The 12483-nt window shown below is 73.7% G+C and carries 12 protein-coding genes; 1 reads left to right on the top strand and 11 read right to left on the bottom strand.

The genetic code is table 11. The features are described from left to right. Positions 1 to 29: 29 nt before the first annotated feature. The 10 genes from ruvA to pgsA all read right to left on the bottom strand — a co-directional run bounded on the left by ruvA (position 30) and on the right by pgsA (position 9356). Positions 30 to 638, bottom strand: coding sequence for a Holliday junction branch migration protein RuvA (gene ruvA, locus AB0761_RS07965; protein WP_377268268.1), 609 nt, complete (start codon positions 636 to 638; stop codon positions 30 to 32). Further along, entirely contained in the window at positions 635 to 1240 is a 606-nt protein-coding gene (ruvC, locus tag AB0761_RS07970) for a crossover junction endodeoxyribonuclease RuvC (RefSeq protein WP_377268269.1), read from the bottom strand. The genes ruvA and ruvC overlap by 4 nt, the downstream gene beginning before the upstream one ends. Positions 1241 to 1383: 143 nt before the next feature. Beyond that, complete coding sequence (locus AB0761_RS07975; protein ID WP_377268270.1) at positions 1384 to 2139, bottom strand: YebC/PmpR family DNA-binding transcriptional regulator; 756 nt, start codon at positions 2137 to 2139, stop codon at positions 1384 to 1386. 85 nt (positions 2140 to 2224) lie between these two features. Beyond that, positions 2225 to 2839 carry a pyridoxal 5'-phosphate synthase glutaminase subunit PdxT gene (gene pdxT, locus AB0761_RS07980; RefSeq protein ID WP_377268271.1) on the bottom strand — a complete coding sequence of 205 codons (615 nt, stop codon included), beginning with the start codon at positions 2837 to 2839 and terminating at the stop codon, positions 2225 to 2227. Between the two features lie 98 nt (positions 2840 to 2937). Further along, positions 2938 to 3867 carry a pyridoxal 5'-phosphate synthase lyase subunit PdxS gene (gene pdxS, locus AB0761_RS07985; RefSeq protein ID WP_377268272.1) on the bottom strand — a complete coding sequence of 310 codons (930 nt, stop codon included), beginning with the start codon at positions 3865 to 3867 and terminating at the stop codon, positions 2938 to 2940. 132 nt (positions 3868 to 3999) lie between these two features. After that, positions 4000 to 4545, bottom strand: a complete 546-nt coding sequence (locus AB0761_RS07990) for a hypothetical protein (protein ID WP_377268273.1) — start codon at positions 4543 to 4545, stop codon at positions 4000 to 4002. Between the two features lie 101 nt (positions 4546 to 4646). Next, on the bottom strand, positions 4647 to 6203 hold the full coding sequence (locus tag AB0761_RS07995) for an ArnT family glycosyltransferase (protein WP_377268274.1): 1557 nt from the start codon (positions 6201 to 6203) through the stop codon (positions 4647 to 4649). 386 nt (positions 6204 to 6589) lie between these two features. Continuing rightward, positions 6590 to 7771 carry a glycosyltransferase family 4 protein gene (locus AB0761_RS08000; RefSeq protein WP_377268275.1) on the bottom strand — a complete coding sequence of 394 codons (1182 nt, stop codon included), beginning with the start codon at positions 7769 to 7771 and terminating at the stop codon, positions 6590 to 6592. Beyond that, complete coding sequence (locus AB0761_RS08005; protein ID WP_377268276.1) at positions 7768 to 8709, bottom strand: phosphatidylinositol mannoside acyltransferase; 942 nt, start codon at positions 8707 to 8709, stop codon at positions 7768 to 7770. The genes AB0761_RS08000 and AB0761_RS08005 overlap by 4 nt, the downstream gene beginning before the upstream one ends. Then, positions 8706 to 9356: a phosphatidylinositol phosphate synthase gene (gene pgsA / locus AB0761_RS08010; protein ID WP_377268277.1), complete on the bottom strand. Its 651-nt coding sequence runs from the start codon at positions 9354 to 9356 to the stop codon at positions 8706 to 8708. Before pgsA ends, AB0761_RS08005 begins: the two co-directional genes overlap by 4 nt. A gap of 335 nt (positions 9357 to 9691) precedes the next feature. On the opposite strand from pgsA, the gene AB0761_RS08015 reads away from it, so the two are divergent. Next, on the top strand, positions 9692 to 11896 hold the full coding sequence (locus AB0761_RS08015; protein WP_377268278.1) for an elongation factor G-like protein EF-G2: 2205 nt from the start codon (positions 9692 to 9694) through the stop codon (positions 11894 to 11896). 125 nt (positions 11897 to 12021) lie between these two features. On the opposite strand, the gene AB0761_RS08020 is transcribed toward AB0761_RS08015, so the two are convergent. Continuing rightward, on the bottom strand, positions 12022 to 12438 hold the full coding sequence (locus tag AB0761_RS08020; protein WP_377268279.1) for a thiol-disulfide oxidoreductase DCC family protein: 417 nt from the start codon (positions 12436 to 12438) through the stop codon (positions 12022 to 12024). Between the last annotated feature and the right edge of the window lie 45 nt (positions 12439 to 12483).

Genomic DNA, 12483 nt, shown 5'->3' on the forward strand with positions numbered 1-12483 from the left:
TCCCGGTACGGGGGGCGGGCGGCGGGGGCTCAGCGGGTGCGGTTGAGGGTGCGCAGGGCGGTGCGCAGCAGGACGGCGATGTCGGGCCGCTCCTGGGCCTCGGCGTCGGGGGTCACCGCGGTGACGGCGTCCTCGGCCTCGCGGGGCTGGTAGCCGAGGCCCACCAGGGCGGCGTGCAGCTGGTCCTGCCAGGGGGCCGGCCCGGCCGCGGGGCTCTGGACCGGCACCGAGCCGACCGGCGCGCCCAGCCGGTCCTTCAGCTCCAACAGCAGCTTCTGGGCGCCGCGCTTGCCGATGCCGGGGACGGCGGTGAGCGCCTTCTCGTCCCCCCGGGCGATGGCCAGGCGCAGCGCGTCGGGGCTGTGCACCGCCAGCATGGCCTGGGCCAGCCGCGGCCCGACCCCGCTGGCGGTCTGCAGCAGCTCGAAGGTCTGCCGCTCGTCGTCGTCGGCGAAGCCGTAGAGGGTGAGGGAGTCCTCCCGCACCACCAGGGAGGTGGCGAGCCGCGCGGGCTCGCCGACCCGCAGCCGCGCGATCGTGCCCGGGGTGCACTGCACGGAGAGCCCCACCCCACCCACCTCCAGCACGGCCGAGCCCGGGGCGACGGCGGCGACGGGGCCGCTGACGAAGGCGATCACAGGGGGTTCTCCTCAGGCGTGGCGGTGCGTGCGGCGGTGCGGGGCAGACGGGCGGCAGGCCGGGCAGGCCGGGCCACGGCGGCGGCCGGGCGGGCGGACCGGGCCACGGCAGCGGCCAGCCGGTCGCCCGCGGCGCCGCGCCAGAGGTGGCAGATGGCCAGCGCCAGGGCGTCGGCCGCGTCGGCGGGCTTGGGTGGGGCGTCCAGCCGCAGCAGCCGGGTCACCATGGCGCCCACCTGGGCCTTCTCGGCGCGTCCGCTGCCGGTGACGGCGGCCTTGACCTCGCTGGGCGTGTGCAGGGCCACGGGCAGGCCGCGCCGGGTGGCGCAGAGCATGGCGACCGCACTGGCCTGGGCGGTGCCCATCACGGTGCGGACGTTGTGCTGGGCGAAGACCCGCTCGACCGCGACCGCGTCGGGGCGGTGCTCGTCCAGCCACTCCTCCAGACCCTGCTCGATCAGCAGCAGCCGGTGGCCGATGTCGCTGTCGGCCGGGGTCCGGACCACGCCGACGCCGGCCATCCGCAGCGGGCGGCCCGGCCCGCCGTCGACCACCCCGACTCCGCACCTGGTCAGCCCGGGGTCCACGCCCAGTACCCGCACGCGGTCGCCGCCTCTCCGGTCGATGGCTGTTCGAGACCTGAGGCTATCGGCAGGGTCGGACAGCGGGGTGCCGCGCCCCGCCGGGCACGCGTCGGCCCGGCTGCCCGCGGGGGGCTGCCGGGCCGGACGGGGGCCTGTGGGGATCAGGCGTCGACCTCGGCCATGACCTCGTCGGAGACGTCGAAGTTGGCGAAGACGTTCTGCACGTCGTCACTGTCCTCCAGGGCGTCGATCAGCTTGAAGATCTTGCGGGCGCCCTCGGCGTCCAGCTCCACCTGCACGCTGGGGACGAAGTTGGCGTCGGCCGAGTCGTAGTCGATGCCGCCCTCCTGCAGCGCGGTGCGGACCGCGACCAGGTCGGAGGCCTCGCTGACCACCTCGAAGGCCTCACCGAGGTCGTTGACCTCCTCGGCACCGACCTCCAGCACGGCGGTGAGGACGTCGTCCTCGGTGAGCTGGCCGGTCTTGGGGACGATGATCACGCCCTTGCGGGTGAACATGTACGAGACCGAGCCCGGGTCGGCCATGGAGCCGCCGTTGCGGGTCATGGCCACGCGCACGTCGGAGGCCGCGCGGTTGCGGTTGTCGGTGAGGCACTCGATGAGCACGGCGACACCGTTGGGGCCGTAGCCCTCGTACATGATGGTGCTGTAGTCCGCACCGCCGGCCTCGGCGCCGGAACCACGCTTGACGGCGCGGTCGATGTTGTCGTTCGGGACCGAGCTCTTCTTCGCCTTCTGGATGGCGTCGTAGAGGGTGGGGTTGCCTGCCGGGTCGCCACCGCCGGTGCGGGCCGCCACCTCGATGTTCTTGATCATCTTCGCGAAGAGCTTGCCGCGCTTGGCGTCGATCACGGCCTTCTTGTGCTTGGTGGTGGCCCATTTGGAGTGGCCGGACATCGCCTGGCTCCTTACAACGTCATCCAACGGAAACGAACAGACTGATCCTACCGAGACCCGGCCGCCCCGCCGGAACCGGCGGAGTTCAGCGCGCGGCGGCCCGGACCAGGTCGACGAAGTAGGCGTGCACCCGGTGGTCGCCGGTGAGCTCGGGGTGGAAGGAGGTGGCCAGCAGGTTGCCCTGGCGGACCGCCACCACCCGGCCTGCGGCCGGGCCCCCGGACAGCTCCGCCAGCACCTGCACACCGGCGCCGACCGACTCCACCCACGGGGCGCGGATGAAGACGCCGTGCAGCGGGCCGCCCTCCAGTCCGGCGAAGTCCACCGGGGACTCGAAGGACTCGTTCTGCCGCCCGAAGGCATTGCGGCGCACGGTCATGTCGATGCCGCCGACGGACTGCTGGTCGTCGCGGCCGTCCAGGATCTTGTCAGCCAGCATGATCATGCCCGCGCAGGAGCCGTACACCGGCAGACCCTCCGCCACCCGCGCCCGCAGCGGCTCCATCAGCCCGAACGCCAGCGCCAGGTTGGACATGGTGGTGGACTCGCCACCGGGGATCACCAGTCCGTCCAGTTCGGCCAGTTCCTCGGGACGGCGGACCGGACGGGCGAGCGCGTCGGCCTCGGCGAGCGCGACAGCATGCTCACGGACATCGCCCTGGAGGGCGAGGACACCGACAACGGGGGTGCTGCTGGACACGGGATTCCTCTTCGGGACGGGGGTGGGCGGCGTCGGCAACGCGCACGGTCCGCCGCGCCGGGACGGGCCCGGTGCGGCGGACCGCTGGGTGGTGGGGACTACCAGCCGCGGTTGGCGTAGCGCTCGGCCTCGGGCAGGGTGTCGCAGTTGATGCCGACCATGGCCTCGCCCAGGCCGCGGGAGACCTTGGCGATGACGTCCGGGTCGTCGTAGAAGGTGGTGGCCTTGACCACGGCGGCGGCACGCTTGGCCGGGTCGCCGGACTTGAAGATGCCCGAGCCCACAAAGACGCCCTCGGCGCCGAGCTGCATCATCAGCGCGGCGTCGGCCGGGGTGGCCACACCGCCGGCGCTGAAGAGCACCACGGGCAGCTTGCCGAGCTGGGCGACCTCCTTGACCAGCTCGTACGGCGCCTGGAGGTTCTTGGCGGCGACGAAGAGCTCGGTCTCGTCGAGGGTGGAGAGGCGGCGGATGTCGGAGCGGATCTGCCGCATGTGGCGGACGGCCTCGACGACATTGCCGGTGCCGGCCTCGCCCTTGGAGCGGATCATGGCGGCGCCCTCGGCGATCCGGCGCAGGGCCTCGCCGAGGTTGGTGGCACCGCAGACGAAGGGGGTGGTGAACGCCCACTTGTCGCTGTGGTTGAGCTCGTCGGCCGGGGTCAGCACCTCGGACTCGTCGATGTAGTCGACGCCGAGCGCCTGCAGGACCTGGGCCTCCACGAAGTGGCCGATGCGGGACTTGGCCATCACCGGGATCGAGACCGCGTTGATGATGCCGTCGATCATGTCCGGGTCGGACATGCGGGCGACGCCGCCGTCCTTGCGGATGTCGGCGGGGACGCGCTCCAGTGCCATGACGGCCACGGCACCGGCGTCCTCTGCGATCTTCGCCTGCTCGGGGGTGACAACGTCCATGATCACGCCGCCCTTGAGCTGCTCGGCCATGCCGCGCTTGACGCGGGCCGTGCCGACCTGGGGCTGGTCGCCCTCGCCGTGGGACGGGGTGGCGGGAGTGCTGGTGGACACGAAGACCTCACTCGGAGACGAATCGGTGCGATAGGCCTATCCTAGGCCCGGCGTGACCCTAGCCGATGCTCCACGCGGTCCAGCTCGGGGGCCGCACTGCGACACTCCGGCGCGATGCGGTAACGCCCCGTACTACTGGGACGCGCCCTCCGGAGTGAGCACCACCGGCACCTCGTCGTCCATCTCGAACGTCATCGGGAACGGCGCATGCCCGGCAAGGTGGAGATAGCGCACGATGCGGTGCCTGCGCACCGCCCGCGCCGCCCGCACCGCGTCATTGTGGAAGCGCCGGGCCATCGGCACCCGGCGGGCGGCCGCCGCGAGGTCCTTGAGCACCTCCTCGCCACCGGGCGCGGCACGCACCGCCGCCACCTGCTCCGGCTCGGCGAAGACCGCCCGCAGTGCCTGGCTGAGCTCGCTCTCGGCGATCTCGCGGTGCTCCTCGTCGGCCTGCCGGGCGGCGTGGGAGGCCTGGTACAGCACGATCGAGGCGGCCGGGTCCAGCAGCGCCGCGGTGGCCAGCTCCTGGGAGACCGAGGCACGCCGCACCAGCTGGGCGTCGAGCGCCGCCCGGGCCGCGTCGATCCGGTAGTGCAGCCGGTCCAGTCGCCCGGCCGTCCAGCTGAGGTAGAGCCCGACGGCGACAACGGCGAGGGCGACCCAGATCCAAGTGCTCACGGCGCGCCACCCTACCGGCCGTCGGAGGGCCGGCGGTCCCGCGGACCTCGGGCCCCGGCCCCGTCGGGCACCGCCCGACGGGGCCTCACCTGCTGCGGGCGTCAGGCGTAGTTGCGCAGCTCGGGCCAGATCTCGCCCCAGGGGCGGCGGGGGCCGGTGCAGACATAGACATGGCCGCCCCACTCGATGTTGTGCACACCAGCGGGGTTGGAGAGGGTCGCGGCCACCTGGACCTGCGTGAAGTACCGGCGCAGATGGGCGAGGTAGTCGGGGGCGTAGTCCGGGCCCGGCGCGATGGCCACCACGGTGGTGGCGCGCGGGTTGCCGGGGCCCCACCACCAGTCGGTGTTCTGGGCGCCCGCGGCGGTGGGCAGCCCGGCGCCGCGGCCCAGTTCGTTGACGGCACCGGCCTCGCTGTAGTCCGCCGCGAAGATCACCGCATGGGCGCGCTGCCCGGCCGGAAGCCCGGTCCACACCTGCTGCACGGTGCCGACGAGCTGCGGCCAGCCCAGGGTCTCCCCCGACAGCGCGCTGGTGCCGTACGTCCAGCCCACGTCGGAGGACGGCAGCACCGGCAGCACGATCACCGCGGACAGCGTGGCCGAGGCGACCGTGCCGACGACCAGGCGGCGCATCCGCTCCGGGTGGGAGCGCAGCCACTGGTCGAGATCCACCGCCCCGGCCGCCAGCAGGCACACATACAGCCCGCCGAGGTAGTACGTCTGCGCTCCGGTCGTCACGGCGAACAGCACGAACAGCACGGCGTAGGCGATCACCAGGCACCGCCAGAGCGGCCGGTCGGACCGCCACAGGAACCGCAGGCCCGCCAGCCACAGCACCACCATGGCCAGGCAGGACATACCGAGCTGCCCCACGATCCAGGTGAGGATGTTCCCCGGGCCTCCGTGCTCCCCGTTCAGCGCCCGTGTCATCGCGAACATCGCCCAGTGGTGCCGCGACTGCCACCACAGGTCGGGCAGCACCAGCAGCACGGCGATCGCGGCGCCCGCGAGCATGCGGCGGTCGACCGCGGTCCGGCGGGCCGGGCCGAGCAGTACGGCGGCCAGCAGGACGACCCCGAAGATCGCCGCGAGGTGGTTGAACTCCGCGCCCACACCGACCAGCGCTCCCGCGGCGAGCCACCACCGGGTGTCGCCGGTGCGGCCGATGCGCACGACCACCAAGGCGATCGCCGCCCACGCCAGCACTTCGTACGAGGTCGTGTTGGCGATGTGCCCGCTGCCCAGCAGCACGGGCATGGTGCCGGTCGCGACCGCCGCGAGCAGCTGCGCCCGCCGTGCACCGCCGAACTCCCGCGCGATCAGCCCGCCCACCACCACCGTGCCCGCGGCGGCCAGCGCGGACCACAGCCGCAGGCCCACCGCCGAGACCCCGAACAGCGAGAGCGAGACCCGGGCCAGCAGCGGCGCCAGCGCCGGCTGGTCGACATAACTCGCCTGCAGGTGCCGGGCGCAGTCGAGGAAGTACAGCTCGTCGCGGTGCAGGCCGTAGCGCGCGGAGAGCGCCATCAGCAGGGCGAGGACCGCCCCCGATACGGCGAGGACCCGCCGGTCCAGCGGAGCGAGCCGCCCGCCGTCCTCCCCGGCCCGGTCCGCACCCTCCACGTTCGCCAGCCCCACGCCCGCGGCGTCCGCCATCCCCGTACCCCCGTACTCGGCCCCTCGGTCGTGTCATCCGGACCACCGGGGCGGCCCGGCGCGCACGGCTCCCGGGCCGCTGGCACCTTACCCGCCCGGTCCACACACGGCGGGGCGGCCCCCTGACGGCGCATCAGGGCGCAGCGGAGGACGGCACCCGGGCGCTAGTGCCGCCCCCGCCAACGTTTGCCCTCCCCCAGCCTGGCGGCCGGGAGGTGCCCCCACGCCGCGGCGTCCGGTGCGTGCGATCGCAAGGCGGCCGGAAGCCCTTGTACTGGGTCGTACCTGGGCTTTCGGCCGACGCAGCGAGCGTGCGTGCCTGGGGGCACCTCCCGGCCGAAGGCCGGGGGAGCGTCGCGGCAGGGCAAAGGTTGGCGGGGGCGGCGCTAGTCGCGGGCCAGTCCGAGGCGGCCCAGCCAGCCGCTGCGCTCGTCCTCCTCGACCGCGGCGGCCCCGGCCGCGACGGTCTCGTACACCGCGAGGATGTCGGCGCCGACCGTCTCCCAGTCGAAGCGGCGCACATGCCGGGAGGCGGCCTCGCGCAGCCCGGCCAGCCGCGCCGGGTCGCCGAGCAGCCGTACGGCCGCCGCGGCGAGCGCCGCCGGGTCCTCCACCGGGAAGAGCTCGCCCGCGCCGCCGCCGTCCAGCACCTGGCGGAACGCATCCAGATCGCTGGCCAGCACGGGGGCGCCCGCGGACATGGCCTCCACCAGGATGATGCCGAAGGACTCGCCGCCCGTGTTGGGCGCGACATAGAGGTCGACGCTGCGCAGCAGCCGCGCCTTCTCCTCGTCGCTGACCATGCCCAGGAACTCGATCTGGCGGCGTACCTCGGCGGGGACGCCCTCCAGCGCCTCCTCCTCGTCGCCGCGCCCCGCCACCAGCAGCCGCACACCGGGGCGGGCCTCGAGGATGGCGGGGAACGCCGCCAGCAGCGTGGGCAGGCCCTTGCGGGGTTCGTTGATCCGGCCGATGAAGCCGATGGTGCCGGGCCCGCCGGTCATGGCGCCGCCGTTCCAGCGGGGGTCCGGCTCGGCGTCGGCGAAGAAGGAGACGTCCACGCCGTTGGGGATCACCACCGCGTCGCCGCCCAGGTGCTCCACCAGGGTGCGCCGCGCGTACTCGCTGACCGCGACCCGGGCCCGGATCTTCTCCAGCGCGGGCTGCAGGATCGGGTAGGCGGCGATCATCGCCCGGGAGCGCGGGTTGGAGGTGTGGAAGGTCGCCACTATGGGCCCGTTGGCCGACCAGCAGGCCAGCAGCGAGAGGCTGGGCGAGGCCGGCTCATGGATGTGCAGCACGTCGAAGCGGCCGTCGTGCAGCCAGCGCCGTACCCGGGCGGCGGACAGGAAGCCGAAGTTCAGCCGGGCCACCGAGCCGTTGTACGGGACGGGCACGGCACGGCCCGCCGAGACCACATACGGCGGCAACGGGGTGTCCTCGTCGGCCGGGGCCAGCACCGAGACCTCGTGGCCGAGCCGCAGCAGATGGTCGGCCAGGTCCCGGACGTGGAACTGGACCCCGCCGGGGACGTCCCAGGCGTACGGGCAGACGATCCCGATCCTCACCGCGCGGCCACCTCGTCCGACCCCTGCGCCGGAGCCGGAAGGCGGGCGGCGGGCAGGTCGGCGAGCCAGAACCGCTGAAGCATGTGCCAGTCCTCGGGGTGGCTGCGGATGCCCTCGGCCCACACCGCGGCCAGCGCCCGGGTCATGGCCGCGGACCTCTCCCGCCGGCTGCCCTCCGCGGGGACCTCGATCTCGGGGTGCACGGTGCCCTTCATCACGGGGGTCCCGTCGTACCAGAGGGTGACCGGCAGCAGCGCCGCGCCGGTCTGCACCGCCAGTGCGGCCGGACCCGCGGGCACCCGGGCCGGCTCGCCCAGGAAGTCCACCTCGACGCCGTTGGCGGACAGGTCCCGGTCGCCGACCAGGCAGACCAGCCCTCCGTCGCGCAGCCGCTTGGCCAGGGTGCCGATGGTGGAGACGGTGCCGCCGGTGAGCGGCAGCACCTCCATGCCAAGCCCCTCGCGGTAGGCGACGAAACGGTCGAAGAGCGACTCGGGCTTGAGCCGCTCCGCGACGGTGGTGAAGCGGTGTCCCAGGTGGGAGACGACCCAGGCGCCCGCCAGGTCCCAGTTGCCCATGTGCGGCAGGGCGAGGATCACCCCGCGGCCCTCGGCCAGGGTGGCGCTGATCGCCTCGGCGCCCTCGGGGGCGAAGGAGCGGGCGATCCGCTCGGCGTCCCACACCGGCAGCCGGAAGGACTCCATCCAGTAGCGCAGATAGGAGCGCATCCCGGCCCGCGACAGGGCCCGGATCTCCGCCTCAGCGGCCTGCGGGAGCACCCGGCGGAGGTTGGACTCCAGCCGCTGCACGCTCTTGCCCTGCCGCTTCCAGGCGGTGTCCGCGATCCGCCGGAAGAGGGCCTCGGCGGCGGGCTCGGGGAGGTGCTTGAGCGCGGACCAGCCCAGCGCGTACGCCGAGTCGACCAGGCGTTCCCTCATACCGTCTCCGCCTCCCGGGCCGCCGCCTCGGCGGCCTCCCGACGCACCGTCAGCATCCGCTGCAGCACGGTGATGAAGCTGCCCACGGCGATCAGCCAGAGGGCGATCGGCAGCAGCCAGTCGATGTACGGGACCCCGAAGCCGTGCAGGCCCGCCAGCCCGGCCGCGACCAGGGTGACCACCAGCCGTTCGGCGCGCTCGACCAGTCCGGAGACATCGCACGGCAGGCCCAGCGACTCCGCCCGGGCCTTGGTGTACGAGACCACCTGGCCGCAGGCCAGGCAGAACAGCGCCACCGCGCAGAGCGCGAGATTGTCGCCCTTGCCCGCGTACCACATGGCGATGCCGGCGAAGATCGCCGAGTCGGCGACCCGGTCGAGGGTGGAGTCCAGGAAGGCCCCCCACTTGCTGGAGCGGCCGGCCTGCCGCGCCATGTTGCCGTCCACCAGGTCACTGAAGATGAAGAGCGTGATCACGATCGTCCCCCAGAAGAACTCGCCCCTGGGGAAGAAGGCCAACGCGCCCGCCACGGAGCCCGCAGTGCCGATGAGGGTGACCGCGTCCGGGCTGATCCCGGCGCGCAGCAGCATCGACGCGAACGGCGTGAGGACGCGCGTGAAGAACGCACGCGCGTATTTGTTGAGCATGGCCTTTCGAACGGCTCCGATCTCGCTGGTCCGGACCCGGTGCTCCGGGCCCGGTGGTCCGGGCCGGGTGGTCCGGTCCCGGTGGTCTGATCCGGTGGCTGGTCGCGCAGGATCCGCGGGTGGCCCATGGTAGCCGCGCGGCGCTCGAACTCCGGCCGCACACCCCCTTCGGCGTACGCGGCACGACTCCCGTATGGACCTTGGGCCAACACGGTGGAAAGCTCGAAGGACCGCGGGTGGCGGCCGCCGCCCACCCGGTGCGGCTCCCCCGTGGCGTGCTCGGACCATGCCCTGCACGCGCAGCGGCCCTCAGCGTTCAGCGGGAGGAGAGGCCCATGGCCGACAAGGGATCCCACACCTCAGGAGCCGCCGGAAGGGCACCGGCGGTCGACCGGCCCACGCAGCTGCGGAACGTGGTGCTGGTCGGCCACAGCGGTGCCGGCAAGACGTCCCTGGTGGAGGCACTGGCCCTGGCCACCGGAGCGGTGAACCGGGCCGGCCGGGTACAGGACGGCACCTCGGTCTCCGACTACGACGACATCGAGCACCGGCAGCAGCGGTCGGTGCAGCTCTCACTGGTCCCGCTGGAGTGGGACGGAATCAAGATCAACCTGCTGGACACCCCCGGCTACGCCGACTTCGTCGGCGAGCTGCGGGCCGGGCTGCGCGCCGCGGACGCCGCACTCTTCGTTGTCTCCGCCGCCGACGGTGTGGACGGCGCCACCCGCATGCTCTGGGACGAGTGCGCCGCCGTCTCCATGCCCCGCGCCGTGGTGGTCACCAAACTGGACGCCGCCCGTGCCGACTTCGACCAGATGGTCGAGGTGTGCCGGGAGGCCTTCGGCGGCGAGAACCCCGAGACCGTGCTGCCGCTCTACCTGCCGCTGCACGGCGGCGACCCGGGCCCCGACGGGGAGCCGGCGGTCTGCGGCCTGGTGGGGCTGCTCACCGAGCGGATCTTCGACTACTCCGGCGGCACCCGCGCCGAACGTGCACCGGACCCCGAGCTGCGGCCCGCCCTGGAGGCGGCACGCGGCCGGCTGATCGAGGGCATCATCGCCGAGAGCGAGGACGAGACCCTCATGGACCGCTATCTCGGCGGCGAGGCGCTCGACGTCAAGACCCTCATCCAGGACCTGGAGCGCGCGGTCGCCCGTGGCTCCTTCCATCCGGTGCTGGCCGCGGCACCGCCCGCCGACGGCTCCAGGCACGGCATCGGCACCGTCGAGCTGCTGGAACTGGTCGCGGCCGCCTTCCCCTCCCCCGAGGAGCACGAGGTGCCCGCCGTCACCACCCCGGACGGCAGGCCCCGCGAGACGCTCGGCTGCGATCCCGAGGGCCCGCTGGCCGCCGAGGTCGTCAAGACCAGCGGGGACCCCTATGTGGGCCGGCTCAGCCTGGTCCGGGTCTTCTCCGGGACGCTGCGCCCCGACGCCGCCGTGCATGTCTCCGGCCACGGCCTCGCCGACCGCGGCCACGAGGACCACGACGTGGACGAGCGCATCGGTGCGCTCTCCACTCCTTTCGGCAAGCACCAGCACCCGGCCGCCAAGGCGGTCGCGGGGGACATCGTCTGCATCGCCAAACTGGCCAGGGCCGAGACCGGCGACACCCTCTCCGCCAAGGAGCAGCCGCTGCTGATGCGCCCCTGGGAGATGCCCGACCCGCTGCTGCCGGTGGCCGTGGAGGCGCACAGCAAGGCCGACGAGGACAAGCTCTCCCAGGGACTGGCCCGGCTGGTCGCCGAGGACCCCACGCTGCGCCTGGAGCAGAACCCGGACACCCGGCAGCTGGTCCTCTGGTGCATGGGCGAGGCCCATGCGGATGTGCTGCTGGAGCGGCTGCGCACCCGCTACGGGGTGCAAGTGGACCCGGTGCCGTACAAGGTGCCGCTGCGGGAGACCTTCGGCTCCGCGGCGGCGGCGCGCGGGCGGCATGTCAAGCAGTCCGGCGGGCACGGGCAGTTCGCCATCTGCGAGATCGAGGTGGAGCCGCTGCCGGCGGGCGGGGGCTTCGAGTTCGTCGACAAGGTGGTCGGCGGGTCGGTGCCCCGGCAGTTCATCCCCTCGGTGGAGAAGGGCGTACGCGCCCAGCTCGCCAGGGGCGTCGCCGCCGGGTACCCGATGGTCGACGTACGGGTGACGCTGGTGGACGGCAAGGCGCACTCGGTGGACTCCTCCGACGCCGCCTTCCAGACCGCCGGGGCGCTGGCCCTGCGGGAGGCCGCCGCACAGGCCGTGATCCATCTGCTGGAGCCGGTCTCCGAGGTCCAGGTGCTGATCCCGGACGACTTCGTGGGCGCGGTGCTCAGCGATCTGTCCTCGCGCCGGGGACGGGTGCTGGGCACCGAGCCGGTACCCCCGGGCGGCCGGACGGTGGTGCGGGCCGAGGTGCCGGAGGTGGAGATCAGCCGCTATGCGGTGGACCTGCGGTCGCTGTCCCACGGCACCGGGCGCTTCTCCCGGACGTACGCCCGCCATGAGCCGATGCCGCCGCAGCTGGCAGCGAAGATGCGCGAGACCGCGGAACACCAGCACTGACCTCGCCCGGCCGGCGACGCTCCCTCCCGGGACGGCGCCGGCCGGGGTGCGTCCCGGGGTCCTGCCGCGCTCCGGAGCCCCCGGTGCCTCCCGGGCGCGCGGGGTGCGCCGGGCGCGGGGGTTCCTCAGGCCCGCGGGGGCGGCAGTGCACAGGCGGGGGTGCCGCCGGGCATCCGGTGCCGGTTCCGGGCGATGAGGCGGTAGACGCCCGCGGCGATCCAGCGCACCGGCGGCGGCACCATCACGGCGCCCGCCACGGCCCACGCGCCCCCGGCGCGCATCAGCAGCCTGGCGACCGCCTGTGCGCCACCGTAGACCTGCCCGGAGGGCGTCACCCAGAGCACCTCCTGCTCGGCCCGGCCCACGGACACCAGCCCGCGGCCCCCGGCACCGGCATCCAGCCCGGCAAGATCCACGAACTGGAAGGGTGTCGCGTCCCAGCCCGGAGCGGCCGGATCGGTCAGCCGCTTCCCGGCGAACCGCACACAGCTGGAGCAGAAGGCGCAGTCGCCGTCGTAGACAAGCAGTGGTCGTGGTGCCATGCCCCGATCCTCTCCCATCGGCCGATGCGCATGCCAGGCCGCTCC

The sequence above is a fragment of the Peterkaempfera podocarpi genome (assembly GCF_042466665.1).
GTDB classification, from domain to species: Bacteria; Actinomycetota; Actinomycetes; order Streptomycetales; family Streptomycetaceae; genus Peterkaempfera; species Peterkaempfera podocarpi.